Raw genomic sequence first — 26,871 nt, 5'->3', positions numbered from 1 at the left:
TGTCAACGTTGATTGCAATCAACGTGAATCAGTACACTTGGGGGAGCGGAAGGGGCGCGGATGGGTCATGGTGAGCGGCTGTCGTCACGCGAGGTCGCCGAACGGCTCGGGGTGAAGCTCGAGACGGTCTACGCCTACGCCAGCCGAGGCCTGCTGCACAGCCAGCGGGCCGCCGGCGGCCGGGGCAGCACCTTCGACCCCGCCGAGGTCGAGCGGCTGCGCACCCAGGGCCACGCGCGGGTCCGTGCCGCGGTTGCCAACGGGCTCGTCGCAGTCGACGGGCTCGTCGCAGTCGACGGGCTCGGCGGAGCCGGTGGGCTCGCCGCAGCCGACGTCTCTGAGCGGAAGGCTCCTGCCGCCGGTGCACCAAGCGGTTCCGCCGGGCCCGCCGTCGGCACCCCCGCCGTCGGTGCCCCCGGCGGCGGGTTGGTGGGGGCTGGTGCCCCGCGCGGCGGGGACCTGCCGGCCGTGCGCACCCGGCTCACCCTTGTCGCGGATGGACGCCTCTACTACCGCGGCGTCGACGCCGTCGAGTTCGTCGCCCGTCACCGCTTCGAGGACGTGGCCGGCTGGCTCTGGCGCGGCCGGACGGACTCGGCGCCGGTGTTCACCGTCCCGCCGGATCTCGCCGCCACCCTGGGACGGGTGGGTGGGATCCTGCCCGCCCGCTCCCGGCTCACTGACCGGATGCGGGTGGCCGTCTCGGTCGCCGCGTCGAGCGACCCGCTGCGCTTCGACCTGCGCGAGGACAGCGTCCTGCTCACCGCCCGCACCCTCGTCGCGGCGCTCGTCGAGGCCCTCCCGGCGCCACCCGAGGCGTCCCGGGCAGCCGAGGCTCCACGGACAATCGGGGCTCGCGCGATGACCGGAGCTGCGGAGATGGCCGGGGCCGTTGAGCCGGCCAGGGCTGCGGGGTCGGTTGGGGCTGCGGGGTCGGCTGGGGATGCTGAGTCGGCTGGGGATGCTGAGTCGGTTGGGGCTGCGGAGTCGCCCTGGGCTGCGCAGATGGCGGGGGCCACGAAGTCGGCCGGGGAGCGGGCGGGCATCGCCGCGCGGCTATGGGTCCGGCTGGCGGGCAGCCCGGGCGACAGGGCGGCGATCGCGTGCCTCGACCGGGCCCTCGGCCTGCTGGCCGATCACGACCTCGCCGTGTCCACGTTCGCCGCCCGGGTTGCGGCCTCGGCGCGGGCGGACCCGTATGCCGTCGTCTCCGCCGGGCTCGCCGCCCTCGACGGGCCCCTGCACGGCGGCGCCAGCCGGCTGGCGTACCGGCTGCTCGCCGAGGTGGTCGACCGGGGGGACGCGGTGGTCGTGGTCTCCGAGCACCTGCGCGCCGACCAGCGGATCCCCGGATTCGGGCACGGGCTGTACCCCGACGGCGACCCGCGTGCCCGCGCGTTGCTGGCCGCGCTCGCGGCGCTGCCCGCCGCCGAGCCCTTCCTGGCCGCCGCCGGCGAGATCGCCCGGGTGGCCGGGCGGGAGCGCGCGCTACGGCCCAACGTGGACCTGGCGCTCGCGGTGCTGACCCATGCCGCGGGCATGCCCGCCGAGGCCGGCGAGGTGATCTTCGCGGTGGCCCGCACAGTCGGCTGGCTCGCCCATGCCCTGGAGGAGTACCAGGAGACGCCGCTGCGCCTGCGTCCCCGCGGCGTCTACGCCGGCCCGCCGGTCACCGGGCCGCCGGTCACCGGGCCCGAGGCATGATCCGTCGGCACCCCGGCACCCCGGCACCCCGGCACCCCGGCACCCCGGCGCCCCGGCACCCCGGCACTTGGTGTGTCACGAGCTACGCCATCCCGCGTATCTCCGTGTAGCAGTTCGAACACGGAATCGAGCCGAGGGGTAGGTACGGTTTTCGGCAAAAAAACCGTACCGAAGCCTCGGCATGATCTGACCGCATTCTGGCCGGAAACCGGCTGGGCTCCTCGACGGCGCCCAGCGACCCACGGGCCGCCGCACCACGGTCGGCACCGGCGGCGACCGGCCCCCGGTGATCGGTTTGTCCTGGTTCGGCGGTAGCCTGTGCCAGCCCCACCGCTCAGCCTTCTTGCCTGCTCAGCGCGTCCCACCTGGGTGGGACACCCTCGGAGGTCTCCGATGCCACGCCCACGGCGTCTCACCGTCCTCGCCCTGGCCGCCGCGGCGCTGCTCGCGCTGGCCTCCTGCGCCGGTTCGTCGGGTGGCGGTTCCTCGTCGGACGGCCTGCACCTGGTCAAGTCCGGCCAGTTGACGGTGGCCACTGACTCGCCCGCCTATGCGCCATGGTTCTCCGACGGCAAGCCGGCCAATGGCAAGGGCTTCGAGAGCGCGGTCGCCTATGCCGTGGCCGCCAAGCTCGGTTTCACCCCCGACAAGGTCCACTGGGTCACCGAGCCGTTCAACAGCTCGTTCGCGCCCGGTCCGAAGAAGTTCGACTTCGACATCAACGAGATCTCGATCACGCCCCAGCGCCAGCAGGCCGTCGACTTCAGCACCGGGTACTACGACGTCAGCCAGGCCGTCGTCGCGCTCAAGTCCTCCCGGATCGCGGACGTGCGAACCCTCGCCGGGCTGAAGGGCGCCAAGTTCGGTGCCCCCGTCGGCACGACCAGCCTCGACGCCATCACCAGGCAGGTGGCGCCCGTGCAGCAGCCCGCGGTCTTCAACGACCTCAACGACGCGAAGACCGCGATGGAGAACGGGCCGATCGACGGCATCGTCGTGGACCTGCCGACCGCCTTTCAACTGACCTCCGCCGAGATCCCCGACTCGTTGATCGTCGGACAGTTCCCCACGGTCGGGGCGCCGGAGCAGTTCGGGCTGCTGTTCGAGAAGGGCAACCCGCTGGTGCGCAACGTCAACGACGCCCTCGCCCAGCTCACCAGCAGCGGGGAGCTGCGCCAGCTCACCGAGCAGTGGCTGGGTTCCCAGGCCGGAGCCCCCGTCCTGCGGTGACGCTCCCCTGGGAGCCCAGCGAGCACGAGCGGGACCGCCGGCGGCTGCGGCGGCGCGCCCGGCTGCGCGCGGTGGTGATCGCCGCCGTCAGCACCACCGCGGTCGCCGTCGTCGCGGGCGTCGGGATCACCCACACGTCGGGCTGGCCGCGGGTCCGCCAGCGGTTCTTCTCCTGGCCGGAGATCACCGCCGCCTGGCCGGCCGCGCGCACTGGGATGGTCGTCAACCTCGAGCTGTTCGTCGTCTGCGGGGCCGCGGCGAGTGCCCTCGGCCTGCTGGTGGCGCTGGCGCGGACCCTGGCCGGCCCGGTGCTCCTGCCGCTGCGGCTGCTGGCCGCCGCCTACACCGACCTGTTCCGCGGCCTGCCCGTCATCCTCGTGCTGTACCTGGTCGGGTTCGGCGTGCCCGCCCTGCGGCTGCGCGGTCTGCCCACCGATCCGCTCGTCCTCGGCGGCGCGGCACTCGTGCTCACCTACTCGGCGTACGTGGCCGAGGTGTTCCGGGCGGGCATCGAGTCGGTGCATCCGAGCCAGGTCGCCGCCGCCCGGTCGCTGGGCCTCACCCACGCCCAGACGATGCGCCGCGTCGTGCTGCCGCAGGCCGTCCGGCGGGTGACGCCGCCGCTGCTCAACGACGCGATCAGCCTGCAGAAGGACTCCAGCCTCGTGTCCGTGCTCGGGGTCGTCGACGCGGTCCGGGCGGCGCAGATCGCCACGTCCGCGAACTTCAACTACTCGCCGTACGTGCTGGCCGGGCTGATGTTCCTCGCGATCACGGTGCCGCTGACCCGGGTCACCGACCATCTCGCCGCCCGCTCCGCCCGTCGCCGCGGGGCCGGGGCCGGCGCCACGGCCGGGGGAGTGCGGTGACGGCCGGCGACGCGGTTGGGTCGCCCGGACCGGTATCCGACGGGGCGGCTGGGCCGGCGTCACCTGAGTCGGCGTCACCTGGGCCGGCGTCACCTGGGCCGGCGTCACCTGGGCCGGCGTCACCTGGGCCGGCGTCACCTGGGCCGGCGTCACCTGGGTTGGCGGTGCCGGTGCTGAGCGTGCGCGGCCTGGTGAAGCTCTACGGGGACGCCGTCGTGCTGCGCGACGTCACCTTCGACGTCGGGCCCGGTCAGGCCGTCGTGCTCGTCGGCGGCAGCGGGTCGGGCAAGTCCACCCTGCTGCGCTGCCTGAACCTGCTGGAGACCGTCGACGACGGCGAGATCCTCCTGGGCGGTGCGGAGATCACCGATCCGCGCGTGGACGCGGATCGGATCCGCCGCCGCATCGGCGTCGTGTTCCAGGCGTACAACCTGTTCCCGCACCTGACGGTGCTGCAGAACGTCACCCTCGCGCCGATCCTGGTCCACCGGGTGCCTCGCGCGGCCGCCCGCGATCGGGCCCGCGAGCTGCTCACCCGCATCGGGCTCGCCGACAAGGTCGACGCCTACCCGGATCGGCTCTCCGGCGGCCAGCAGCAGCGGCTGGCGATCGTGCGGGCGTTGGCACCGGGCCGTCGCTGCTGCTGCTCGACGAGATCACCTCGGCGCTCGACCCGGAACTGGTCGGCGAGGTGCTCGACCTCGTCGGCGAGCTCAAGCGCGACGGCATGCCGATGGTGCTGGCGACCCACGAGATGGCGTTCGCGCGGGACATCGCCGACGAGGTGCTCGTCCTCGACGGCGGTGCGATCATCGAGCGGGGCGCGCCGCGACGGGTTCTCGACGACCCCCGCGAGGAGCGCACCCGCCGGTTCCTGGCCCGCATCCGGGAGCCGGGTCCGCGGGGACGCGCAGCGGGCCCGGCGCCGCGGCCGTGAGGTCGAGGCTCGCCAGCAACTGGAGGTTCTCCGCCGACGCCGAGCCGGGCTCCGCGGTCATCACCACCATCCGCTGGCCGGCGTCGGGCAGCCGCATGACCTCCTCGAACAGCGTGAGCCGGCCGACGAGCGGGTGTGCCGGAACTCGCGGATGGTGTTCGTGCAGTCCCGGACCGGGTGGCGCGCCCACAGCGTCGCGAACAGCTCGCTCTTCACGCACAGCTCGCCGATGAGGGCGTTGAGCTTGGTGTCGTCCGGGTGCATGCCGGAGGCCAGCCGCAGGTAGGCGACCACGTCGTCGACCTTGCGCCGCCAGTCGACGAACAGGTCGCGGGCGTGGGCCTCGAGGACGAACTCGCGGGCGAGGTTCGGCCGGCCGTGGCAGCGCTGCGGGGCGTCGGCGGCCAGATGCGAACACAGCAGGGCGTGCCCGAGCCGGTTCCAGGCGAGGACGTCGCAACGCCGGCCGATCACCAGCGCGGGCATGTTGCCCAGCTCGTCGAGCAGCAGGCGAATGCTCGGGCGCAGGTGCTCGGGCCGGCTCGCGCGCCGGGCGGACGCCGGCCGGGCCAGTCCACGCAGGTAGCCCGTCTCCTCGTCGGTGAGGCGCAACACCCGGGCGAGCGCGTCGAGCACCGCGTCCGAAGCATTGCGGCTCTGCCCCTGTTCCAACCGCGTGTAGTAGGTGACGCTGACCCCGGCGAGCTGCGCGATCTCCTCGCGGCGCAGGCCCGGCACCCGCCGCCGCTCGCCGTAGCGGGACAGCCCGACGTCCTCGGGGGTGAGCTGGGCGCGGCGCGAACGCAGAAAGTCTCCCAGTTCGGTCATCCATCCAGTGTTGCCTGCGTCGACACGGTGAACCACACCTCGCCGGTGCTAGGCACGCGGTGGGTGGCACACACACGGTGTGGGCGGATCGGAGATGTTCGCCGAGCGTTGCCGGCATGAGTGTTTCGATCGACTCCGCCGCCGCGGCCCGAGTCGACCCGGTGGTGGGCGACGACGTGATGACCACCCGCCAGCGGGTCATCCTCGTCCTGCTGCTCGGCAGCCAGTTCATGCTGGCGGTCGACTTCTCCATCCTCAACGTCGCCCTGCCCTCGATCGGTGCCGGCGTCGGACTCACCGATGCGCACCTGCAGTGGGTGGCGACGGCCTTCGCGCTGCCGGCGGCCGGGTTCACCCTGCTGTTCGGACGGGTGGCCGACCTGGCCGGGCGGCGGCGGATGCTGATCGCGGGACTCGCGCTGCTGGTCGTGTCGTCCCTGGTCGGCGGTCTTGCCACCAGCTCGGCCGTGCTGCTGGGCGCCCGCGTCGGCCAGGGACTCGCCGCCGCCATGACCACCCCGGCCGCCCTCGCGCTGTTGCTGACGATCTTCCCGCCGGGTCGGCTGCGGCAGCGCGCGCTCGGCATGAACGGTGCGTTGATCTCCGCGGGATTCACCACCGGGGCGCTCGCCGGCGGCCTGCTGACGGGCCTGTTGAGCTGGCGCTGGGCCTTCCTCGTCAACGTGCCGGTGGCCGCGGCGATCCTGCTCGCCGCGCCGCGGCTGCTGCCGTCCGGGGGCGCGTCCGGCCCGGTCCGCCTCGACGTGCCCGGCGCGCTCACCGTCACCGGCGGGCTGCTCGCGTTCGTCTACGGTATCGCCACCGGTGGCAACGACGGTTGGGCCGACCCGCTCGTGTGGGGCTGCGTCGCCCTCGGTGTGGTGCTGCTCGCCCTGTTCTGGCGGATCGAGACGACCAGCGCCCATCCGCTGGCCTCCATGGCGATCCTGCGTCGGCGCGCCGTCGGCTGGGGTAACGCCGGTGGCTTCGCCGTGTTCGCGCTGGAGTCCTCGGTGGTGTTCCTGCTTACCCTCTACCTCCAGCAGGTCCTCGGCTTCTCTGCGACGACGGCCGGCCTGGTCTTCGGCCTGCCCGGCGCGGCGGCGTTCGTCTCCGGACTGGTCGCGCCCCGGCTGATGAGCCGCCGCGGCAGCGCCGTGAGCCTGGTCGCCGGCCTCGCCGTGCAGGGACTGTCCAACGTCGCCCTCGCCTTCGTCGGACCGGACCGCGACTGGGTGTACCTGGTCCTCGCGGCCTCGGCGATCGGCTTCTTCGGGCACGTCCACGGCATCGTCGCCTACCTGGCGACGGCCACCGCCGACCTGCCCGACCATGAGCAGGGGCTGGCCACCGCCCTGACGACCATGACGCAGCAGGTCGCGCTCACCGTCGGCATCCCGGTCATCAGCACGGTCGCGACGGCGCGGTCGTCGGCCGTCGCCGATCACCTGTCCGCGGTCCGGTCCACCCTGGCCGGCATCCGGCTGGCCCTGCTCGTCGACGCCGCCGTCACGCTCGTGGTGGCCGCGGCGATCGCCGCGGCGCTGCTGCCCGGCCGGCGATCGGCACCGCCCCCGCCGCGGGGCCGCGACGGTGCCGCCCCGGGTACCCGGTCCCACGCTCTCGAGCAGGGCTGATGGGACCGGCGGGACAGTATCCGGACAGGATTCAGCCATGGCCCGTCGGCCCCTCGGGGACTACGGCAAAAAAGACGCCATCCGAATGTTGCGAAACGTCCGCTCAGCCGTAACCATGAGCCCCGTGATGTCCTATGAAGACGTGGTGGCGATCTCTGATCCGGTGGAGCGGGCAGCGCTCGCCGACAAACTGATGTGGGCGGACCATCCTCGGCGGCTTGAGCTACGTACAGTGCGTGGCATCGCACTTCGGGTGGCGTTGGATTCCGGCGTGCCGGCCGACGCCATCGCCCGGCGGCTGGTCGTCACCGTGGCAGACCTGACCTGGATGGCCGCGCCGGCGTCGCCGGCCGCGGCCTGATCAACCGGGACGGTCGGACAACGGCGTCCGTCCGCCCTTCTACAAACCGCTGTTCCGGGTCCATCGGCCCGGTGAAGGTTTCGTTCTGATTTCCGGCTGGTTTCTCGCAGGATAGTCGTGGTGACAGTGAGTACGGTGAGAATACGCCGCCGTATCCGACCCCAGGCTGACCACGATGGTATTCCTCACCCGGCCGGCCCCGCCGGCCCTCGCCGCCGGGTGGCCGAAGAGCCGGGCCCCGCACCCACGCAGCCCCACTCGCCTCCGCGGGACCAGGTCCCCCGCGCCGCGGGTAGGGGAGGCCGCCTCGGCGGCCGCGCCTGCGGCCGCGTCTGCGAGGCGTCCCCGCGGGGTAAGGACCCCTCGACGCACGCCGGGCACCACCGCCGCGTGCCCGGCGCGCCGACGCCGTCGGGGAGCCTTCATGCACGAACTGGCCATCACGCAGAGCGTCGTCGACGCGATCGTGGAGCGGACCGGGCCGGCGCGGGTGACCGCGGTGCGGCTGGTCATCGGGCGGCTGTCGGGCGTCGTGCCGGAGTCCATCCGGTTCTGCTTCGAGCTGGTGACCGCCGGCACACCGCTGGCCGGTGCGGCCCTGACGATCGACGAGCCCGCGGGCCGGGCGCGCTGCCGGCGGTGCGGCGCCGAGTTCATGGCCGACGACGTCCTCGTGCTCTGCGGCTGCGGCTGCGCGGATGTGGCGGTGGACGGCGGTGACGACCTGCGGATCGCCTCGGTGGGGCTGGTGCCCGCGGCGGAGGCGAGCTGACCTGCGCGGGGCGGGGCCTGCGCGGGGGAGGGGGACTGACCGATGTGCGAGACCTGCGGTTGCGACGATCCGGCGGCTGCGCCCCGGCTGACCTCGTTCCCGGCGGACGCCGGGGCGGATGACCGCTCGGAACGTGAGCTGCTGCTGGAGCAGCGGGTGCTGGCGAAGAACGACGAGCAGGCCGGGCAGACCCGGCAGCGGCTGGCCGCGCGCAACGTGCTCGCGGTCAACCTCATGAGCTCGCCCGGATCCGGCAAGACGACCCTGCTGGAACGGACCGTGCGCGATCTCGCCGGGCGGTGGCCGCTCGCGGTGATCGAGGGCGATCAGGAGAGCGTGCGGGACGCCGAGCGGATCCGGGCCGAGGGTGTCCCGGTCGTGCAGGTGAACACCGGGCGTGGCTGCCATCTCGACGCGGACATGGTCGACCGCGCGCTGCGCGCCCTCGACCCGCCGGCGGATGCGGTGGTGTTCGTCGAGAACGTCGGCAACCTGGTCTGCCCGGCGCTGTTCGACCTGGGGGAAGGCGTTCGGGTGGTGCTCACCTCGGTGACTGAAGGTGAGGACAAGCCACTCAAATATCCGCACATGTTTGCCAAAGCCGATCTCGTGCTGCTTACCAAGTGTGACCTGGTGCCGTTTCTCGCCGTGGACGTCGATCGCTGCATCGGGTTGATTCGCCGGATCAACCCCGCGGCCGACGTGCTCGCCCTGTCCGGACTTCACCGGCCGGCCGGTACTCCCGGCGCCGAACCGGAACCCGGCCTGGCCGCCTGGTACGCCTGGCTGCGTGCGCGGCGCCCGCGGCCCGATGCCCGGTCGCGGGCCGGTGCGGCGGGCCGGGTTTGACGCGACCGGTCCCGGGCAGCTCGTCTGTGCACGACTAAGAGTGCTTTCGAGGACACATCGAGTTATTAGTTGGTGGAGGTGCGCAGGTCGGCCGCGTCGCGACCCCACCGGGAGGGACACCGTCATGGGCAGCCTCGAGCCAGCCTGTTGCGGGCCACGGCCGCGATGACGGCGGCCGGCGCGACGACCGGATCGGACCCGCGGTGGCCCGGCGTCCTGGTGGCCGACGCTCCTGGAACGGACGACCCGCGAGCGGCGTCCGGCGTACCCGCCGGGTTCGACGCGGCGCGTGCGGTCGCCGACGCGGTGCTCTACGAGGGCTACCTGCTCTACCCCTACCGTCGCTCCTCCGGGAAGAACCGGGTGCGCTGGCAGTTCGGGGTGCTGGCACCGCCGGGGTGGATCCGCGAACAACCCCCGTCGGCGTCGCCAGGCGTGTCGGGCTCGGCCGACGGGTCGTTCCAGCAGGCCGAATGCCTGGTGGAGGCGACGGGACCCGCGACGGTCTTCCTGCGGTTGCGGTTCCTCCAGGTGATCCGCCGTCATGTCGAGCGCCGGGCAGCGGACGGACGGTTCTCGCCGGTCGACGAGCTCGACGTGAACGGCACTCGCGAGCTGACCTTCGACGAGGCGCGGGCGCGCGAGTTCGATCTCGCCGTGCCGCTGTCCGACCTGACCGAGCGAACCGGCCGGTTGTCGATCCCGCTGCTCGCCCCGGGCGGCGTCGACGTCGAACCGTTGGGTTCGCGGCCGCAGGCGGCCCGGGTGGTCCGCCACCGGTGGCCGGTGACCGCGACCGTCCACCTGTCCGCGACGCGGGCCGAGGCGCCGTTCCGGCTCCACCGGCTGCGGGTGATGGTCGAGAACACGGTGGCCGACCTGCCCGCGGGCCGGCCGCGCGCCGAGGCGCTGCGCCGCTCGCTCGTCGCCGCGCACAGCCTGCTCGGCGTGCGCGGCGGGCGCTTCCTGTCGCTGCTGGACCCGCCCGTCTGGGCGGGGAGCGCGGTCCGCGCGTGCGAGAACCTGCGGGTGTTCCCCGTCCTGGCCGGCGGGGGCCGGGACGTCATGCTGTGTTCGCCGATCATCCTCTACGACGATCCCCGGACGGCCCCGGAAAGCCCCGGGGATCTGTTCGACGCCACCGAGATCGACGAGATCCTCTCGCTGCGCACCCGCGCGCTGACCGACGAGGAGAAGCGGGAGGCGCGGGCGACGGACCCACGGGCCGCCGAGATCATCGACCGGGTCGACGGCATCCCACGCGCCATGCTCGACCGTCTGCACGGCGCCGTGCGGTCGCTGCAGCCGGTCGAGCCGCCGACCGCCCCGCCGGCGGTGGACGTCGGCGGCCTGGATCCGACGTCCGGCCTGGATCCGACGTCCGGCCTGGACCCGATGTCCGGCTCCGATCCGAGGTGGTGGGAGCCGGAGGCCGACCGGTCGGTCCACCCCGACCGGGACAGCGTGCAGGTCGGCGGTGTCACCGTCGCCCGCGGCAGCCGGGTCCGGCTGCGTCCGCGCGCACGGGGCTCTGACGCCCACGACATGTTCCTCGCCGGCCGCGTCGCCCGGGTTGAGGCGATCTTCCTCGACGTCGACGGCAGCCGGCACGTCGCGGTGACACTCGACGGCGACGAAACCGGCGACCTGCATCGGGCGGCCGGCCGTTACTTCTACTTCGCTCCCGACGAGCTCGTCCCGCTCGACGAGCCGACGGACGCGGATCGGACGGGCGCGTCGTGAGCGCCGCCCGCCCCCGCCCGCGCGAGGCACGGACGCTGGTCGCCGGCGTCGGGAACATCTTCCTCGGCGATGACGGATTCGGCGTCGAGGTCGTCCGCCGGCTCGACCCGGCGAGCCTGCCCGGCGGGGTCGACGTCGCCGACTACGGCATCCGGGGCCTGCACCTTGCCTTCGCGCTGCTCGACGGCCGGTACGACACGGTGATTCTCGTCGACGCGCTGCCGTCCGACGAACCCCCGGGGACCCTCACGGTCGTGCGGCCCGAGCTCGGCGATGTGCCGCAGGTGGACGCGCCGCCGGCGGACACACCGGTGGTCGGCGCTCCGCTGGGCGACACGCCGGCGGTGGTGGACGCGCATGGCATGTCCCCGGATGTCGTGCTGCGGCTGGTGCGTGATCTCGGCGGCGAGATCGGCCAGGTCGTCGTCGTCGGCTGCCGGCCCGCCGTGGTGGCGGAACGGATGGAGCTGTCCGGCGCGGTGCGCGCCGCCATCGACGACGCGGTCGACCTCATCGGCGACATCGTCCGGGACCCCCGACTCGTGGGAGCCGGATACGGAACGTGATGAAAGGAGGGGCCGAGATGACAGCCACGGACGAACGGCCGGCCACGCAGGCGCGGCCGGGCGGCGTCGACGAGGTGCACATCCTCTGGATCTCCGAGGGGATGAGCTGTGACGGCGACACGGTCTCGGTGACCGCGGCCTCGCAGCCGGCCATCGAGGACGTGGTCACCGGCGTCATACCGGGCCTGCCGACGGTCCACCTGCACAACAAGGTGCTCTCGCCGACGTTGGGCGGCGAGGAGTTCCTGGCTCCCTTCCGCGCCGCGGCCCGCGGGGAGCTGGAGCCGTTCGTCCTCGTCATCGAGGGGTCCATCCCCAACGAGAACATCAACGGCGAGGGCTACTGGACCTCGTTCGGCAACGACCCGGACACCGGCCAGCCGCTGACCATCAACTGGTGGATCGACCGGCTCGCCCCGCGGGCCTGGGCGGTCATCGCCATCGGCACCTGCGCCGCCTACGGCGGCATCCACGCCATGGCGGGCAACCCGACCGGCTCGATGGGGCTGCTCGACTACCTGGGGCGTGACTTCACCTCGGCCGGCAACCTGCCGATCGTCAACGTCCCGGGCTGCCCGGTGCAGCCGGACGACTTCATGGAGACCCTGACCTGGCTGCTGTACCACGCGGCCGGCACCGCCCCGCCGCCGCCGCTGGACGACCAGCACCGACCCCAGTGGATCTTCGGTCGGACGGTGCACGAGGGCTGCGACCGTGCGGGCTACTACGAGCAGGGCGACTTCGCGAAGGACTACAACTCGCCGAAGTGCCAGGTGAAGATCGGCTGCTGGGGTCCGGTGGTGAACTGCAACGTCCCCAAGCGGGGCTGGATGGGCGGCGTGGGTGGGTGCCCGAACGTCGGGGGCATCTGCATCGCCTGCACGATGCCCGGGTTCCCCGACAAGTTCATGCCGTTCATGGACATGCCGCCGGGGGCGAGCCTGTCCTCGCTCGGGGTGAAGCCGTACGGGTCGATCATCCGGCGCCTGCGGAGCATCACCAACGCCACGGCGAACCGGGAGCCGCGGTGGCGGCACAACCGGGAACTGCTGACCACCGGTTACGACCCAAGTTACCGGCCGAAGGGACGGGTGTGATGACGGCCACCGAGCAGATGAGGGCCGCGGAGAAGCCCGGCCAGATCGTCGAGATGGCGTGGGACCCCATCACGCGCATCATCGGCAACCTCGGAATCTACACGAAAATCGATTTCGCCAACCGGCGGGTAACCGAATGCCACAGCACCTCCTCGCTGTTCCGTGGATATTCGGTGTTCATGAAGGGGAAGGATCCGCGCGACGCCGGCTTCATCACCAGCCGGATCTGCGGAATCTGCGGGGACAACCACACCACCTGTTCGGTCTACGCCCAGAACATGGCGTACGGCATCGCCAACCCGCCGATGGCAGAGTGGATCATCAATCTGGGGGAGGCCGCCGAGTACCTGTTCGACCACACGATCTTCCAGGACAACCTGGTGTTCGTGGACTTCTGCGAGGCGATGGTCAAGGAGACCAACCCCGGCGTGCTGGCGCGGGCCGAGGCCACCGCGTCGCCGCGCGCCGAGGTGCACGGCATGCGCACGATCGCCGACATCATGCGGGCGCTCAACCCGTTCGAGGGCCAGGTCTACAACGAGGCGCTGCGGGTCAGCCGCATCACCCGGGAGATGTTCTGCCTGATGGAGGGCAGGCACGTCCATCCCTCGACGCTGTATCCGGGTGGGGTCGGCACGATGCCGGAACCCACCGTCTTCACCGACTACCTCACCCGGCTGATGGAGATCCTCGACTTCGTCAAGAAGGCCGTGGCGCTCAACGACGACCTGTTCGACTTCTGGTACGACGCGCTGCCGGGCTACGAGGAGGTCGGCCGCCGGCGCGTCCTGCTGGGCTGCTGGGGGGCCTTCCAGGACCCGAGCGTCGTCGACTACCGGTACGAGAACATGACGGACTGGGGCCGCGCGATGTTCGTGACCCCCGGCATCGTCGTCGACGGAAAACTGCTCACCACCGACCTCGTGAAGATCAACCTGGGTATCCGCATCCTTCTCGGCAGCTCCTTCTACAAGGACTGGGTCAACGAGGAACCGTTCGTCGAGCGGGATCCGCTGGGCAATCCCGTCGACATGCGCCACCCCTGGAACCAGACGACCTTCCCGGAGCCGCAGAAGCGTGACTTCGGCGAGAAGTACAGCTGGGTGATGAGCCCGCGCTGGCTCGACGAGGGCACCGGCGACCATCTCGCGCTCGACACCGGCGGCGGCCCCTTCGCCCGCCTCTACGTCACGGCCCTCGCGGGCCTGGTCGACACGCCGTACGTGACCGCACGCGACGGCGCGGTGAAGATCTCGCTGCCCCGCAGCCGCACCCTGCCCGCCATGGACCTGAAGTGGTCCCCGCCCGCCTGGTCGAACGCGATCGAACGGGACCGGGCCCGGGTGTACTTCGTCGCCTACGCGGCGGGGATGGCGCTGCACTTCCTGGAGCGGGCGATGACGCGGGTGCGCTCCGGCGACACCCGGACCTTCACCGACTTCGAGGTGCCGGACGAGACGATCGGCTGCGGCTTCCACGAGGCGGTGCGCGGGGTCCTCTCGCACCACATGGTGGTCCGGGACGGGAAGATCGCCAACTACCACCCGTACCCGCCGACGCCGTGGAACGGCAGCCCCCGGGACTCGTTCGGCACGCCGGGCCCGTACGAGGACGCGGTCCAGAACATGCCGATCTTCGAGGAGAACGGCCCGGACTCGTTCAAGGGCGTCGACGTGATGCGCGCGGTGCGCAGCTTCGATCCCTGCCTGCCCTGCGGGGTGCACATGTACCTGGGCCACGGCCGCACGCTGCGCACCGTGCACTCGCCGATGTTCGGGGCGAGCCATGGCTGATCCGGTCAGCGAGGGCGGCCGGCACAGCGATGGCGGCCGGCGCAGCGAGGGCGGGCATCGCCTCGACGACCGGGCGGTGCGCGAACGGCTGACCCACCTCGACGAGGTGCTCGCCGAGGTGGAGCTGATCCCGGGGCCGAGCGGGGAACTGGCCCTGGACGCGGTGGCCACGCTCGCGTCGGTGTACGGCGAGGCGCTCGCCCGGGTCGCCGGATACGCCGCCGGCGCCGCCGACGTGACCGCCGCGCTGACCGCCGACGAACTGATCGGCCACCTGCTCGTCCTGCACGACGTGCACCCCGAGCCGGTGGGCCGGCGGGTGACCCGGGCGATCGAGCGGCTGCGACCGGCGGTCCGCGACCGGGGCGGCGAGATCGAACTGGTGGGCATCGAGCGCGGCGTCGCGGAGATCAGCCTGACCCTCGGCGGCTGCGGCTCATCCTCTGGCGAGGTGCTGGAGGCGGTCCGCGAGGCCGTGCTCGCGGTCGCGCCCGAACTGTCCGACGTCCGGCGCCAGGCCGCTGCCTCGGGTGGCGCGCGCCAGACCGCCTTCGTCCCCCTCGACGCGGTGCTCACCCCGCCGCTCGCCGGGAGCGTGCGGCCGTGACGACCGACCTGCGTCCCGCGCCCGGCCCCGGCGGCGCCCTGGACCGGGTGGTGCGGGCCGGCCTCGTCCGGGCCGGGCCGGACGGGGAACGGTGCGACCTGTGCGCCGCCCCCGTGCCGAGCGACCACCGGCATCTGCTCGACGAGTCGGACGACACGCTGCTGTGCCTGTGCCGGGCCTGCGCGCTGCTGTTCGACCGGGACGCCGCCGCACGCGGCCATTACCGGCTCATCCCGCAGCGGCGGCTGCGCATCGCCGAGCTGGACCGGGACGGGTCCGATCCCCGGGCGCTGGGTATCCCCGTCGGGTTGGCGTTCGTCATCCCCGACGACGGCGGCGAGGTGCGGGCCCGGTACCCGAGTCCGATCGGCGCCACCCGCTGGGAACTGGAACCGGCCGCCTGGCGCCGGCTCGTCGCCAGGGCGCCGGTGCTGGCCGGGCTGACCCCCCGGGTCGAGGCGCTGCTGGCGAACACCGCGCGCAACCGACGGGAGTTCTGGATCGTCCCGATCGACGACTGCTACCGGCTCGTCGCGATCGTCCGAGGCACGTGGACGGGGCTGTCGGGGGGCAGCCGGGTCTGGCCCGCGGTCGACGACTTCTTCGCCGCGCTGCCCGACCGTTCCCGCCGCGGCTCCCCGCTGGGCCGCGGCGGCAGGCCGGGCGCTGCGGGCGACTGACCAGGGAGGGAAGACACCATGGCACCGATCAGAGTCGGCGAGCCGGACGTCCGTCCGGACGCGACCGCGCACGTCCGGGGGGTCCGCGAAGGCAACGCCGTCGGCTCCTACGAGATGGAGCCGGGTCACCACAGCGACGGCACCGCCGACGCCCGCCGCTCGACCGGCATCCGGCCGCACGACCGCGATCCGATCTCGCCGAGCATGCCCAACCTGCCACCGGGCTAGCCGGCGCGCGGCGCGGGCGTCGCGTACGGCAGCGTCGTCCCAGACGATTCGAGGGGGAGACCGATGAGCAACCGCAAGAAGGTCCTGGCCGTCGTCGGCGCCGGCGTCGCCGGCATGATGTGGCGGGAGTACCCGTCCGTCGTCCGGTACCTGCGCATCAAGCGGATGTGACGGTGGGCAGCCCGACCCGGCCCGCCCCCGCGCCGGCCACGCCGGTCGGGCGCGGTGCCGGGCAGCCCGGGTCCGACGGTCGGCGGCGACGGCGGATCACCGTGCGCGGCCTCGTGCAGGGCGTCGGCTTCCGGCCCTTCGTCCACGCGGCCGCGACCGACCTGGCACTGGCCGGCTGGGTGTGCAACGACAGCGACGGGGTGATCGTCGAGGTCGAGGGCACGCCCGGCGCGGTGGCGGAGTTCGGCCGGCGGCTGACCGCCGACGCCCCGCCGCTGGCCGTGATCGAGCGGGTCACGGCGACGGACCTGGCGCCCCGCGGCGACGCGGCGTTCACGATCGCCCGCTCCCGCGCGGGAGACGCCCCGCGCACGATGGTGTCCCCGGACGTCGCGACCTGCCCGGACTGCCTGCGTGAACTCGCCGACCCGACCGACCGCCGCCACCGCCACCCGTTCATCACCTGCACCAACTGCGGACCGCGATTCACGATCATCACCGGCCTGCCGTACGACCGGCCGGCGACGACGATGGCCGGGTTCCCCATGTGCCCCGACTGCGCGCGGGAGTACCGCGACCCGCGGGACCGCCGCTTCCACGCGCAACCGATCGCCTGCCCGGACTGCGGGCCCCGCCTGGAGTTCGTGCCGCCGACGGGACCGGCGGTCCTCGGCGAGGACGCCCTGGCGGCGGCGGCCCGGCTGCTGAGCGTCGGGGGGGTCGTCGCGGTGAAGGGCATCGGCGGCTACCACCTGGCCTGCCTCGCCACGGACCAGGTCGCCGTGGCGACGCTGCGGCGCCGCAAGAAGCGCGGGGACAAGCCGTTCGCCGTCATGGTCGCCGACCTCACCGCCGCTCGGCGTCTCGCCCACCTCGACCACGCGGAGGCGGCGCTGCTGGCCGGGCCCGCCCGCCCGATCGTCCTGGTCGGCCGTCGCGACGACGGCCGACCCACGCTCGCCGCCGCGGTCGCGCCCAACAACCCCGACCTCGGCCTGCTCCTGCCCTACACCCCGGTGCACCACCTGCTGCTCGCCGCGGTGGCGGCGGCCGGCGGTTCGCCGGCGCCGCTGGTGATGACGTCGGGCAACCTCGGCGGCGAACCCATCGCCGCCGACGACGCCGACGCCCGCCGCCGGCTCGCACCGCTCGCCGACGCGTGGCTGCGCCACGACCGCCCGATCCACGTGCCCTGCGACGACTCGGTCGTCCGGGTTGTCGACGGTGACCCGCTGCCGCTGCGCCGCTCCCGGGGCTTCGCCCCCCTGCCGGTGCCACTGCCGTTCGCGGTGGCGCCGACCCTGGCGGTGGGCGCCGACCTGAAGAACACCTGCGCGCTGGGCGCCGACCGCTCCGCCTGGCTCAGCGGTCACACCGGGGACATGGACGACCCCGACACGGTGCGGACCTTCACGGCCGCCGAACACCACCTCGAGCAGCTCACCGGCATCCGCCCCACCGCGCTGGCCACCGACGTCCACCCGGGCTACCGCTCCCGGCAGTGGGCGCGGCGGCAGGCGGCCGGGCGACCGGTGCGCTCGGTGCAGCATCATCACGCGCACGTGGCGGCGGTGATGGCCGAGCACGGCCTGGCCGGCGACCGTCCCGTGGTGGGATTCGCCTTCGACGGCACCGGCTACGGCACCGACGGGGCGGTGTGGGGCGGCGAGGCGCTGATCGCCGACTACCGCGGCTTCGAGCGGTTCGCCCACCTGGCCTATGTCCCGCTGCCCGGCGGGGACGCCGCCGTGCGCCGCCCCTACCGGATGGCGCTGGCGCACCTGTGGGCCGCTGGCGTCGGCCGGGCCGCCGACGCCAGCCGGGACGACGGTGCCAGCCGGGACGACGGTGCCGGCTGGGGCGGCGGTGCCGGCTGGGGCGGCGGTGCCGGCTGGGACGAGGATCTGCCGCCCGTGGCGGCCTGCCCGGCGGCGGAGCGGCGCGCCCTGGCCCATCAGCTCGCCTCCGGGCTGGCCTGTGTGCCCACCGCCAGCATGGGACGGCTGTTCGACGCGGTGAGCTCCCTGCTCGGCATCCGCCACCGCGCGGACTTCGAGGCCCAGGCGGCGATCGAGCTGGAGGCGTGCGCCCGCCGTTGCCCGGAGGGTCCCGACGCCTGGCGTAACCGGTACGCCTTCGGGATCGACCGGCCGGTGCCGGGCGGTCCGCTGGTCGCCGACGCGGCGCCCGTCATCCGCGGGCTCGTCCGCGACCTGCGCCGCGGGCTCGCCGTCGAGGCGATGAGCGCCGGCCTGCACGGCGCGGTGGTGGCCCTGGTCGTCGACCTGGCCCGGCAGGCCCGGTCCGAGCGGGGACTCGACGTCGTGGCGCTGACCGGCGGGGTGTTCCAGAACGTGCTGCTTGCGACGGCGGCCGCGCGGGCGTTGCGAGCGGAGGGCTGCACGGTCCTGCGGCACCGCCGGGTGCCGCCGAACGACGGGGGCATCGCGTTGGGCCAGCTCGTGGTCGCGGCCGGCGCGCGGGTGCGGGGGAGCGGATGACCAGGAAAAGAGGGGGGTGAGTGCGGTGTGTCTCGCGGTTCCGGGACGAGTCGTCGCCATCGGGGAACGGGACGGCACCTGCATGGCCGAGGTGGATTTCGGGGGGGTGCGCAAGGACGTGTGCCTGCAGTACCTGCCGGACACCACGGTCGGCGAATACGTGATCGTCCACGTCGGGTTCGCCATCCAGCGGCTCGACGAACAGTCCGCGCTGGAAACGCTGGCCACCATCGCCCGGATGGGGCTGCTCGCCGAGGAACTCGACGGTGGGCCGGCCACGTCCGCCCGCGATGCCCAGCCTGAGGGGGTGAACCGGTGAAGTACCTCGAGGAGTTCAGCGACCCCGAGCTGGCCGGTCGGCTGCTGGATCAGATCCAGGCGGTGACGACCAGGCCATGGGCGATCATGGAGGTCTGCGGCGGCCAGACCCATTCGCTCATCCGGCACGGGATCGACCAGTTGCTGCCCGCCGGCGTCGAGATGATCCACGGTCCCGGCTGCCCCGTCTGCGTCACCCCGCTGGAGATCATCGATCGTGCGCTTGAGATCGCCTCCCGCCCGGGGGTCATCTTCTGCTCGTTCGGTGACATGCTGCGGGTTCCCGGCAGTGACCGGGACCTGTTCCGGGTGAAGAGCACCGGCGCCGACGTGCGGGTGGTCTACTCGCCCCTGGACGCGTTGACGATCGCCCGGCAGAACCCGGACCGGCAGGTGGTGTTCTTCGGGATCGGGTTCGAGACCACGGCACCGGCCAACGCGATGACCGTCTACCAGGCGAAGCGGTGCGGGGTGCGCAACTTCTCGCTGCTCGTCTCGCACGTCCTGGTCCCGCCGGCGATCGCCGCGATCATGGAATCGCCGAGCTGCCGGGTTCAGGGGTTCCTCGCCGCCGGCCACGTGTGCAGCGTGATGGGCACCGGGCAGTACCCGGATCTCGCCCGCCGGTACCGGGTGCCGATCGTGGTCACCGGCTTCGAGCCGCTCGACCTTCTCGAGGGCATCCGCCGGACCGTGACGCAACTGGAGGAAGGTCGCCACGAGCTGGACAACGCCTACCCGCGGGCCGTGCCGGCGGCGGGCAACCCGGCCGCCATCGCGATGCTGCGGGACGTCTTCACCGTGACCGACCGCGCCTGGCGCGGCATCGGGGTGATACCGGACAGCGGCTGGCGGCTGTCGGCGGCCTACCGGGAGTTCGACGCCGAGACCCGCTTCGCCGTCGGCGACATCCACACCGCGGAGTCCTCGGTGTGCCGCTCGGGGGAGGTGCTGCAGGGCCTGATCAAGCCGCATGAGTGCGCCGCCTTCGGGACCCGCTGCACGCCACGGACACCGCTCGGCGCCACGATGGTGTCCGCCGAGGGCGCCTGCGCGGCCTACTACCTCTACCGGCGCCTCGGCCAGCCGGCCGCGACCGCCGCGACCGCCGCGACCGCCCCGGCGGACGCCCGGCCCGCGCGGGAGGTGGCCCGTGCCTGACCTTGCCGCCTGGACCTGTCCCGCGCCGCTGGCGGATTCCCCCACGATCGTCATGGGGCACGGCGGCGGCGGCGCGATGTCCGCCGAGCTGGTCGAGCACCTGTTCCTGCCGGCCTTCCGGGGCCCGGCCGCCGCGACCGAGCTGGGGGACGCCGCCGTCGTCGCGATCGGCGGCGCGCGGGTGGCCTTCACCACCGACTCCTTCGTCGTCCGCCCGCTGTTCTTCCCCGGCGGCTCCATTGGCGATCTCGCGGTCAACGGCACCGTGAACGACCTGGCCATGGTGGGCGCGACCCCGTGCTACCTGTCGACGGCCTTCATCCTGGAGGAGGGCACCGAGCTGGCCGAACTCGCCAGGATCGCCGAGGCCCTGGGCGCGGCGGCCCGGGTGGCCGGGGTCCGGCTCGTCACCGGGGACACGAAGGTCGTCGACGCCGGCCACGGCGACGCGGTCTACATCAACACGACCGGCCTCGGGCTGGTTCCCGACGGCGTCGACATCAGGCCGGGCCGGGCCCGCCCGGGTGACGTCGTCCTCGTCAGCGGCGAGATCGGGGCGCACGGGGTCGCCGTCCTGAGCTGCCGCGAGGGGCTGGAGTTCGGCACGCAGGTCCGCAGCGACACCGCGCCGCTCAGCGGCCTCGTCGCCGCCATGCTCGCCACCGGCGCGGACATCCACACGCTGCGCGACCCCACCCGCGGCGGCCTGGCGGCGACCCTCAACGAGATCGCCCGAGGCGCGCAGGTGGGCATCGCCGTCACCGAGCGGGCCGTTCCGGTGGCGGCGCCGGTCGCGGATGCCTGCAGCGTCCTCGGGCTCGACCCGTTCGCCATCGCCAACGAGGGGAAACTCGTGGCCATGGTCCCGGCGGTGGACGCCGATCGGGTACTGGAGGTGATGCGGGCGCATCCGCAGGGCCGGGACGCCGCCGCGATCGGCACCGTCACCGAGGACAACGCGCCGATGGTGGTCGCCAGGACCGGGCTCGGCGGAAGCCGCGTGATTGATCTGCCGCTGGGTTCGGAGCTTCCGCGTATCTGCTGAGACGCCACCGCAGCCGCGTCGGTTGCGCACCGCGAGGTACGCCGACCGGGAAATGGTCCGGAGGTCGAGATGGGGAAAGGCGGCCCGGTGGTTGTTTCTCGGGGAAGTGGTTCTGTCGGCGAAGAATGCGACGCCGGATCGGCGATGAACCCCGGGCGGCGCCGCCCGGGCCGGTGGCCGAGTTTCGCGGCCTGGTGTCGGGCTCGGTGGGTCGGGGTCCGCCTGGTGTGGCGGCGGGTATGATTGGCGGCCTGGTCCCGGTTCTCCGTGTGGCGGTTGGGTGGACGGGGGCGTCATTGCCGAGATGATGGTCTTTCTGGTGCTGTTGAGGTGAGTCGTGAGTACAGGTAAGGTCCTTCGGTTCGATCACGTGCGGGGTTACGGTTTCATCGCCCCCAGTGACGGCGGTGACGATATTTTTCTGCACGCAAACGACCTGCTCGTCGAGAAGAATCTCGTCGTTCCCGGAACCTTCATGGAGTTCGAGGTGGAGGAGGGGGAGCGTGGCCTGAAAGCCAGTTCGGCGCGTATCGTCGGTTCCGCTTCCCCGGCTCCCTCCGCCGCACCGCGGGCGGCCGTGCACGCCGATGATTCCGACGGGCTCTGCGACGTCCTTCCGGTGGGTGAACTCACGCAGGAGGTGACCGAGACGCTGCTGCGGGTCGAACCCACCCTGACCGGGACGCAGATCATCCGGATCAGGAGTGAACTCATCCGGATCGCCGAGAAGTACGGCTGGGTGGAGAACTGACCGACGCGTGTGGCCGCGTCACAGCTTGGCGGTGCCTGACAGGCGGGTGACCGTCGCGCCGGCCACCCAGACCGTGCCGTCGGCGTCCGTCGAGAGGTGGATCCGGCCGGCCCGGTGCAGCACGGAGCCCTGGCTGGCCGTGTAGGGCGCGCTCGCCCGCCCGGTGCGCAGCAGCCACTGCGCGAGCGAGGCGTTCAGGCTGCCGGTCACCGGATCCTCGATCGTCACGTCACCCATCGGCACGAACGCCCTCACCTCGAACGCCGTCGCCGAGCCGGGCGGCCACGGCCCGACCACCCCGAGGGGCAGGTCGACGCCGCGCGGTCGCAGTGCCAGGACCGACTCGGCGTCGGCGAGCAGGACCGCGACCCAGCCCGGGCCGTTGTCCACCCACTCGGCCGCGACGACGTCGTCGGGGGTGATGCCGAGCATCGTGCTGATCCGCGCGACGAGCGGGGCCTCGACCGGCCCGGAGCGACGCAGCGGCGGCGCCGCGAAGGCGAGCCCGTCCGGCGTCCGCCGCAGGGGCACGAGCCCCACCCCGCACTCCTGGACGATCTGCGCCGGTCGAGCCGACGCCGGCCGCTCGGCGAGCCAGGCGTGGCAGGTGCCGAGCGTGGGATGTCCGGCGAACGGCAGCTCGGACGACGGGGTGAAGATGCGGACCCGGTAGTCGGCCGCCGGTGAGGTCGGCGGCAGGACGAAGGTGGTCTCCGACAGGTTCGTCCAGCGGGCGAACCGTCGCATCGCGTCGTCGTCGAGTCCCGTCGCGTCCAGCACCACCGCAACGGGATTGCCCTGATACGGGGTGGTGGTGAACACGTCCACCTGGCGAAACGGGCGGCTCATCCGCGTTCCCCCTGTCGGCCCTGGCCCTGGCCGGGGTCGGGCTGCCCGGCGCCGCGGCCCGGGTCGAGGCTCTTGTGTCCGGTCGCCGTGTGTCCGGTCGCCGTGTGCCCGGCTGTCGTCGTCGGCCGCGGCGGCTTGCTGCGTACCTCCACCCCGCCCATCACCGCGATCGCCCGGATGCGCACGACGGGCGTCCCCGGCCGCCGCGGCGCGTCGGCGACCTTGACCGAGCGGCCGCCCATGACCGACACGCCGGTCACCTCGACCTCGACGCCGTCGGGGACGATGATCTCGATGCCGCCCATCACCGCTACCGCCGTGATCAGCAGCGTGTCGGTGGGGAAGGCGATCTCGCGCAGGTCCAGCTCGCAGCCGCCCATCACGGCGACGGCGCGGGTGTGCCGGCTCGGACGCCACCGGCCGGTGCGCTCGTTGCCGCTCATCACGGCGACCGTCCAGTCCACCCCGTCCGACCCGCGCCGGACCGGCCCGGGCGTTCGGTCGGCTCCGCTCGAGCTGGTCGCGGCGTCGCCGGCAGTGGTCGGCTCGGGAGGCTCCGACGGCTGGGCCACCGCGGCGAACAGGTTCGGCTGGTTCGGCAGGTCGATCGTCAGGGGGGTGAAGTCCGCGCGGGTCCGGGCGGCGTAGGCGGCGCCGACCCGCTCGTCGTACTCCGTGAAGGTCAGCCGCCCCTCGGCGAGCGCCTGGCGCAGGATCTGCGCGACCTCCTCCCGTTCCGCGTCGGAGACGCGGAGGTCCGGCGCCGGCGGGGGATCGGGGATCTCGGCGGTCATGCTCTGCAGAGTAGCCAGCAGGCAGGTGGACCGGCAGTCCTCGGATGATCCCGGTGACCGTGGCTCGAGAGAAGGCGCCCACGGCTACCTCGCCCGCGTCCGATGACCGCACCGCGCCGACCGCCGACCGCCGACCGCACCGACCGGCTGACCACCGACATCGGCGATGTTCTCTCTCCGAGCATTCGGCATACGTGCTATTTTTCTTCCGCACCTGCGGAACAATGTGCCTCATCGGCTCCGCAGATTCTGATTACGGGTGCGGCCGGAGGGTGGGCGGGTCATCGAACGCGGACTGGGCGACGGCGTCGCGAATGCCCCCGGGTCGCGGCGTCGGCGATCCGTCCACGGCGAGGGGACCGTGCTCGTCCTGCTCGTGACCACCGTCCTGCTGGCTTCCTCGGCATACGGGGTGTTGCTGCTGCTCGGGCCGTTCGTGAAGACGGTGGGCGGCAGCGAGGCGACCTACGGCGCGTTGACCGCCGCCGCGGCGGTGCCGACCGCGGTCGCGCTGGCCCTGCTGCTGCGGTTCCCGCGCACCGTGCCACCGAACCTGCTGCTCGCCGGCTCCTGCCTGGTGTACGCGGGCGCCGCGCTCCTGATGACCGGGGTGCATTCCCGCAACGCCGTGCTCGTGGTCGCGGCGATCGTGCTGGGAACGGCCTGGGCGGTCACCTACACGGCGGCGCCGATGATCGCTTCCGATCTTGCCACCGACCGCAACCGGGCCACGCTCATCGGCTACGCGACCGGGACCATCCAGGCCGGGTTCGGCATCGGCCCCGTCCTCGGCAACGCCCTGCGGGACGCGGGGCTGAGCTACCAGCAGGTGTTCGCCGTCGGGGCCGCGCTCGCGGCCGCCGCGGCCCTGCTGGTCATCCCGCTCACCATCGAGCTGCGGCGCCTGCCCGGTGGCGGCTTGCCCGACCCGCAGCGGGATCCGGCCGACGCGGAGCCCCAGCTTGCGTCCGAGCCGGGCGACTCGGGCAGCCCGCGTAGCCCGGGTGAGCCTGGCCGCGCGGATGGGCCTGGCCGCGCGGCGGAGACCGGCTGGCGGGGCGCGCTGCGATCGCCCAGCGTGGTGCCGCTCGCGATGGTGCTGCTCAGCGCGTGCGTGTTCACCACCATGAACAGCTTCCAGACCACCTTTGCGGACAGCCGGCACCTCGACTTCGACGTCTTCTACGTGACCTACACGGTGGCGGTCATCACGGTGCGCCTGGGTCTCGCCCGGATCCTGCCCGACAGCGCCTCAGACCGGGTGGTCGCCGTGACGACGGTGGGCATGACCGCGGCGGCGGTGGCGTTCGTCTTCGTCGGGTCGAGCGCGGTGCTGTACTGCCTGGCGTCGCTGCTGCTCGGGTGCACCTACGGCCTGGGCCTGCCGGCCTTCCAGGCCCGCGCGGTCAACCTCGCGGGACCTGCGGAACGGGTCCGGATGCTGCCGATGGCGGGCCTGCTGTTCGAGGTCGCGATCTGCGTCTTTCCGCTTGTCGCCGGTGCGGTCGTCCACTCCTCCGGCTACCGGGGGCTGTTCGTGCTGCTCATCGTGATCACGGGCGTGGTGATGGCGCTCGGCCAGGTTCGCGGCCGGCCCCGGCCCGAAGCTCGGCCGGCAGGCGGCGGCGCACCCGAGGTCAGCGCACCCGAGGTCAGCGCACCCGAGGAAAGCGCACTCGAGGAAAGCGCACTCGAGGACAGCGCGTCCGGGGTCGGCGCCCACGGAGACGGCGCCGAGGCGGCCGCGGTGCCAGCCGCGAGTCCGTCGGAACACTGAATCAACCACGGCGCAGGGACAGATGTACTTCTCCGCGAACTACGAACAGGCGCGGCAGCGCTTTCTCGCGGCCGCCCGTGATCGTGGCGCGCACCTGGAGTCGTTCCCGCTCGGGGACCTGCGGGGCGCCCGGGGCGAGCCGCTGAGCACGGACGTGGCGCGCATCGGCGCCAGCCACGGGCGGTCCGTGGTTGTCCTGGTCAGCGGCACCCATGGCGCGGAGGGATTCGCCGGGTCGGCCTGCCAGCTCCGGGCCCTGCACGAGGCCGCCTGGACGGGGCTGCCGGTCGTCCTGGTGCACGCGCTGAACCCCTTCGGTTTCTCCCACCGCCGCCGGGTCAACGAGGACAACATCGACGTCAACCGCAACTTCGTCGACCATGCGGCGCTGCCGCCGGACGGCGGCTACGGCGAGCTGCACCCCACGTTGCTGCCCGCCGACTGGGAGGGGCCCGCGCACGCCGAGGCCGACGCCGCCCTGCTGGCGCACGCCGGCCGGCTGGGGGTGCGGGAGGTGCAGCAGATCGTCACGTCCGGGCAGTACACCCACCCGGACGGCCTATTCTACGGCGGGTCGGCGCCCTGCTGGTCGCACCGGACCTGGCACACGATCATCAACGAGTACCTGACCGGCTACGAGCGGGTCGCCTACATCGACCTGCACACCGGACTCGGTGAGCGCGGCGCAGCCGAGCCCATCTTCCGCGGCGGGGTGGACCCGGGCGCCCCGCGGCGGGCCCGGGCCTGGTACGGCGACGCGTTGACGAACTCCGAGGAGGGGACGTCGAGCTCGACGCCGATCGGCGGCAACTCCGCCCGCGCCCTGCTCCAGGACCTCGTCGACGCCGAGATCACGGCCATCACCTGCGAGTTCGGCACCCAGGACGGCCTGACCGTGCTGCGTGCCCTGCAGGCGGACAACTGGCTCTGGCAGCAGCGTGGCCCGCTGTGGCAGGGAGATCCGGGGCAGGGAGATCCGGGGCAGGGCGACCCGGTGGACCCCGAGCAGGTCGCCCGGATCGGGCTGCTCATGCGGGAGGCGTTCGACCCGCCGGACCCGCAGTGGCGCACCGACGTGCTCGACCGGGGGACGGCCGTGATCGGCCAGGCTGCCGTCGGGGTCCTCGCCGAGTCGATCGGGAGCTGACGGATCGCGCGGCGCTCTGCCCCGCCAGCCCGCGCCGCATTCCCAAGGCGGGCCGCGCCCCCACCGCGGCCCGCATCCACCGCCCGCCACCGCCCGCAACCGTGGCCCGGCGCCGCCACCGCGGCCCGCATCGCCACCGCGGCCCGCATCGCAACCGCGGCCCGCATCGCCACCGCCCGCCGCCGCCGCGGCCGTTCTGCCCCGCCCATCCGGTTCTGGCCAGATCGCGGCCAAATCGTGCCGAGGCTTCGGTACGGTTTTTCGGCCTGAAACCGTGCCTATCCCTCGGCTCGATTCCGTTCACCTCTGGTCGCGGGGAGTTACGGGGAGGCGCGGTGACTGGTAGGCCCGTTCATCCCGAGGAATCGCCCGCCACTCGAACGCCGACAGCGGTTTCGGCCGGGAAATGCTGGAGCCTGATGACGGTCGGAGGCCGGACCGACCAGAGTGACCGCC

The 26,871-nt window shown here is 73.1% G+C and carries 25 protein-coding genes and 1 pseudogene; 23 read left to right on the top strand and 3 right to left on the bottom strand.

Features of this window, described 5'->3' with window-relative positions:
• The first annotated feature begins 60 nt into the window (after window positions 1–60).
• From AC5R91_RS08860 to AC5R91_RS08845, 4 genes and pseudogenes are all read left to right on the top strand, one after another.
• Window positions 61–1,704 (top strand): citrate/2-methylcitrate synthase, encoded by a 1,644-nt coding sequence (locus AC5R91_RS08860; RefSeq protein ID WP_495396671.1) that lies wholly within the window; start codon window positions 61–63, stop codon window positions 1,702–1,704.
• A gap of 393 nt (window positions 1,705–2,097) precedes the next feature.
• Window positions 2,098–2,934 carry an ABC transporter substrate-binding protein gene (locus tag AC5R91_RS08855; RefSeq protein WP_495396670.1) on the top strand — a complete coding sequence of 279 codons (837 nt, stop codon included), beginning with the start codon at window positions 2,098–2,100 and terminating at the stop codon, window positions 2,932–2,934.
• A complete protein-coding gene (locus AC5R91_RS08850) occupies window positions 2,931–3,803 on the top strand; it encodes an amino acid ABC transporter permease (protein ID WP_495396669.1) in 873 nt (290 codons plus the stop codon). The genes AC5R91_RS08855 and AC5R91_RS08850 overlap by 4 nt, the downstream gene beginning before the upstream one ends.
• 164 nt (window positions 3,804–3,967) lie before the next feature.
• A pseudogene (locus tag AC5R91_RS08845) lies at window positions 3,968–4,740 on the top strand (amino acid ABC transporter ATP-binding protein).
• Window positions 4,741–4,800: 60 nt separating this feature from the next.
• On the opposite strand, the gene AC5R91_RS08840 reads toward AC5R91_RS08845, so the two are convergent.
• Window positions 4,801–5,568 (bottom strand): helix-turn-helix domain-containing protein, encoded by a 768-nt coding sequence (locus AC5R91_RS08840; protein WP_495396668.1) that lies wholly within the window; start codon window positions 5,566–5,568, stop codon window positions 4,801–4,803.
• Window positions 5,569–5,684: 116 nt separating this feature from the next.
• On the opposite strand from AC5R91_RS08840, the gene AC5R91_RS08835 reads away from it, so the two are divergent.
• The 17 genes from AC5R91_RS08835 to AC5R91_RS08755 all read left to right on the top strand — a co-directional run bounded on the left by AC5R91_RS08835 (window position 5,685) and on the right by AC5R91_RS08755 (window position 21,848).
• Window positions 5,685–7,205, top strand: coding sequence for an MFS transporter (locus AC5R91_RS08835; RefSeq protein ID WP_495396667.1), 1,521 nt, complete (start codon window positions 5,685–5,687; stop codon window positions 7,203–7,205).
• Between the two features lie 37 nt (window positions 7,206–7,242).
• Window positions 7,243–7,566, top strand: coding sequence for a hypothetical protein (locus AC5R91_RS08830; protein ID WP_495396666.1), 324 nt, complete (start codon window positions 7,243–7,245; stop codon window positions 7,564–7,566).
• Between the two features lie 424 nt (window positions 7,567–7,990).
• Window positions 7,991–8,338, top strand: a complete 348-nt coding sequence (locus AC5R91_RS08825; protein WP_495396665.1) for a hydrogenase maturation nickel metallochaperone HypA/HybF — start codon at window positions 7,991–7,993, stop codon at window positions 8,336–8,338.
• 42 nt (window positions 8,339–8,380) lie between these two features.
• On the top strand, window positions 8,381–9,187 hold the full coding sequence (hypB, locus tag AC5R91_RS08820; protein WP_495396664.1) for a hydrogenase nickel incorporation protein HypB: 807 nt from the start codon (window positions 8,381–8,383) through the stop codon (window positions 9,185–9,187).
• Between the two features lie 165 nt (window positions 9,188–9,352).
• Window positions 9,353–10,930 carry a hypothetical protein gene (locus AC5R91_RS08815; RefSeq protein ID WP_495397921.1) on the top strand — a complete coding sequence of 526 codons (1,578 nt, stop codon included), beginning with the start codon at window positions 9,353–9,355 and terminating at the stop codon, window positions 10,928–10,930.
• Complete coding sequence (locus AC5R91_RS08810; RefSeq protein WP_495396663.1) at window positions 10,927–11,496, top strand: hydrogenase maturation protease; 570 nt, start codon at window positions 10,927–10,929, stop codon at window positions 11,494–11,496. Before AC5R91_RS08815 ends, AC5R91_RS08810 begins: the two co-directional genes overlap by 4 nt.
• A 17-nt stretch (window positions 11,497–11,513) precedes the next feature.
• The gene (locus AC5R91_RS08805) at window positions 11,514–12,593 is read left to right on the top strand and encodes an NADH-quinone oxidoreductase subunit B family protein (protein WP_495396662.1); all 1,080 of its coding nucleotides are present in this window, start codon (window positions 11,514–11,516) and stop codon (window positions 12,591–12,593) included.
• The gene (locus tag AC5R91_RS08800) at window positions 12,593–14,386 is read left to right on the top strand and encodes a nickel-dependent hydrogenase large subunit (RefSeq protein ID WP_495396661.1); all 1,794 of its coding nucleotides are present in this window, start codon (window positions 12,593–12,595) and stop codon (window positions 14,384–14,386) included. Before AC5R91_RS08805 ends, AC5R91_RS08800 begins: the two co-directional genes overlap by 1 nt.
• Window positions 14,379–14,993 carry a NifU-related iron-sulfur-binding protein gene (locus AC5R91_RS08795; protein WP_495396660.1) on the top strand — a complete coding sequence of 205 codons (615 nt, stop codon included), beginning with the start codon at window positions 14,379–14,381 and terminating at the stop codon, window positions 14,991–14,993. The genes AC5R91_RS08800 and AC5R91_RS08795 overlap by 8 nt, the downstream gene beginning before the upstream one ends.
• Window positions 14,990–15,673, top strand: a complete 684-nt coding sequence (locus AC5R91_RS08790; protein ID WP_495396659.1) for a DUF5947 family protein — start codon at window positions 14,990–14,992, stop codon at window positions 15,671–15,673. Before AC5R91_RS08795 ends, AC5R91_RS08790 begins: the two co-directional genes overlap by 4 nt.
• An 18-nt stretch (window positions 15,674–15,691) precedes the next feature.
• Complete coding sequence (locus tag AC5R91_RS08785) at window positions 15,692–15,901, top strand: hypothetical protein (protein ID WP_495396658.1); 210 nt, start codon at window positions 15,692–15,694, stop codon at window positions 15,899–15,901.
• A 63-nt stretch (window positions 15,902–15,964) separates the two neighbouring features.
• A complete protein-coding gene (locus AC5R91_RS08780) occupies window positions 15,965–16,072 on the top strand; it encodes a DUF6893 family small protein (protein WP_495396657.1) in 108 nt (35 codons plus the stop codon).
• 2 nt (window positions 16,073–16,074) lie between these two features.
• Window positions 16,075–18,573, top strand: coding sequence for a carbamoyltransferase HypF (hypF, locus tag AC5R91_RS08775; protein WP_495396656.1), 2,499 nt, complete (start codon window positions 16,075–16,077; stop codon window positions 18,571–18,573).
• Window positions 18,574–18,589: 16 nt separating this feature from the next.
• A complete protein-coding gene (locus AC5R91_RS08770) occupies window positions 18,590–18,892 on the top strand; it encodes a HypC/HybG/HupF family hydrogenase formation chaperone (protein ID WP_495396655.1) in 303 nt (100 codons plus the stop codon).
• Window positions 18,889–20,052 (top strand): hydrogenase formation protein HypD, encoded by a 1,164-nt coding sequence (gene hypD / locus AC5R91_RS08765; protein ID WP_495396654.1) that lies wholly within the window; start codon window positions 18,889–18,891, stop codon window positions 20,050–20,052. The genes AC5R91_RS08770 and hypD overlap by 4 nt, the downstream gene beginning before the upstream one ends.
• Window positions 20,053–20,104: 52 nt before the next feature.
• On the top strand, window positions 20,105–21,097 hold the full coding sequence (gene hypE, locus AC5R91_RS08760; protein WP_495397920.1) for a hydrogenase expression/formation protein HypE: 993 nt from the start codon (window positions 20,105–20,107) through the stop codon (window positions 21,095–21,097).
• 337 nt (window positions 21,098–21,434) lie between these two features.
• A complete protein-coding gene (locus AC5R91_RS08755) occupies window positions 21,435–21,848 on the top strand; it encodes a cold-shock protein (RefSeq protein ID WP_495396653.1) in 414 nt (137 codons plus the stop codon).
• A gap of 18 nt (window positions 21,849–21,866) precedes the next feature.
• Here AC5R91_RS08755 and AC5R91_RS08750 read toward each other — a convergent pair whose 3' ends face one another.
• A complete protein-coding gene (locus AC5R91_RS08750) occupies window positions 21,867–22,697 on the bottom strand; it encodes a PhzF family phenazine biosynthesis protein (RefSeq protein WP_495396652.1) in 831 nt (276 codons plus the stop codon).
• Window positions 22,694–23,491 (bottom strand): DUF1707 SHOCT-like domain-containing protein, encoded by a 798-nt coding sequence (locus AC5R91_RS08745; RefSeq protein WP_495396651.1) that lies wholly within the window; start codon window positions 23,489–23,491, stop codon window positions 22,694–22,696. The genes AC5R91_RS08750 and AC5R91_RS08745 overlap by 4 nt, the downstream gene beginning before the upstream one ends.
• A 259-nt stretch (window positions 23,492–23,750) precedes the next feature.
• Here AC5R91_RS08745 and AC5R91_RS08740 point away from each other — a divergent pair, with 259 nt between their 5' ends.
• Window positions 23,751–25,268 (top strand): MFS transporter, encoded by a 1,518-nt coding sequence (locus AC5R91_RS08740; protein ID WP_495396650.1) that lies wholly within the window; start codon window positions 23,751–23,753, stop codon window positions 25,266–25,268.
• Window positions 25,269–25,290: 22 nt separating this feature from the next.
• Entirely contained in the window at window positions 25,291–26,415 is a 1,125-nt protein-coding gene (locus tag AC5R91_RS08735; protein WP_495396649.1) for a M14 family metallopeptidase, read from the top strand.
• The last annotated feature ends 456 nt before the right edge of the window (window positions 26,416–26,871 follow it).

The organism is Frankia sp. BMG5.60 (assembly GCF_059428125.1).
This window is presented reverse-complemented; position numbering and strand designations above follow the sequence as displayed.

Bases quoted from the DNA above. Each gene is read 5' to 3' on its own strand.
- AC5R91_RS08805 (WP_495396662.1), top strand. From the start codon at position 11,514: ATGACAGCCACGGACGAACGGCCGGCCACGCAGGCGCGGCCGGGCGGC.
- AC5R91_RS08785 (WP_495396658.1), top strand. From the start codon at position 15,692: ATGGCACCGATCAGAGTCGGCGAGCCGGACGTCCGTCCGGACGCGACC.
- AC5R91_RS08745 (WP_495396651.1), bottom strand. From the start codon at position 23,491: ATGACCGCCGAGATCCCCGATCCCCCGCCGGCGCCGGACCTCCGCGTC.
- AC5R91_RS08855 (WP_495396670.1), top strand. From the start codon at position 2,098: ATGCCACGCCCACGGCGTCTCACCGTCCTCGCCCTGGCCGCCGCGGCG.
- AC5R91_RS08835 (WP_495396667.1), top strand. From the start codon at position 5,685: ATGAGTGTTTCGATCGACTCCGCCGCCGCGGCCCGAGTCGACCCGGTG.
- AC5R91_RS08830 (WP_495396666.1), top strand. From the start codon at position 7,243: ATGGCCCGTCGGCCCCTCGGGGACTACGGCAAAAAAGACGCCATCCGA.
- AC5R91_RS08860 (WP_495396671.1), top strand. From the start codon at position 61: ATGGGTCATGGTGAGCGGCTGTCGTCACGCGAGGTCGCCGAACGGCTC.
- AC5R91_RS08800 (WP_495396661.1), top strand. From the start codon at position 12,593: ATGACGGCCACCGAGCAGATGAGGGCCGCGGAGAAGCCCGGCCAGATC.
- AC5R91_RS08815 (WP_495397921.1), top strand. From the start codon at position 9,353: ATGACGGCGGCCGGCGCGACGACCGGATCGGACCCGCGGTGGCCCGGC.
- AC5R91_RS08840 (WP_495396668.1), bottom strand. From the start codon at position 5,568: ATGACCGAACTGGGAGACTTTCTGCGTTCGCGCCGCGCCCAGCTCACC.
- hypB (WP_495396664.1), top strand. From the start codon at position 8,381: ATGTGCGAGACCTGCGGTTGCGACGATCCGGCGGCTGCGCCCCGGCTG.
- AC5R91_RS08795 (WP_495396660.1), top strand. From the start codon at position 14,379: ATGGCTGATCCGGTCAGCGAGGGCGGCCGGCACAGCGATGGCGGCCGG.
- AC5R91_RS08735 (WP_495396649.1), top strand. From the start codon at position 25,291: ATGTACTTCTCCGCGAACTACGAACAGGCGCGGCAGCGCTTTCTCGCG.
- hypE (WP_495397920.1), top strand. From the start codon at position 20,105: ATGGGGCACGGCGGCGGCGGCGCGATGTCCGCCGAGCTGGTCGAGCAC.
- AC5R91_RS08825 (WP_495396665.1), top strand. From the start codon at position 7,991: ATGCACGAACTGGCCATCACGCAGAGCGTCGTCGACGCGATCGTGGAG.
- AC5R91_RS08750 (WP_495396652.1), bottom strand. From the start codon at position 22,697: ATGAGCCGCCCGTTTCGCCAGGTGGACGTGTTCACCACCACCCCGTAT.
- AC5R91_RS08780 (WP_495396657.1), top strand. From the start codon at position 15,965: ATGAGCAACCGCAAGAAGGTCCTGGCCGTCGTCGGCGCCGGCGTCGCC.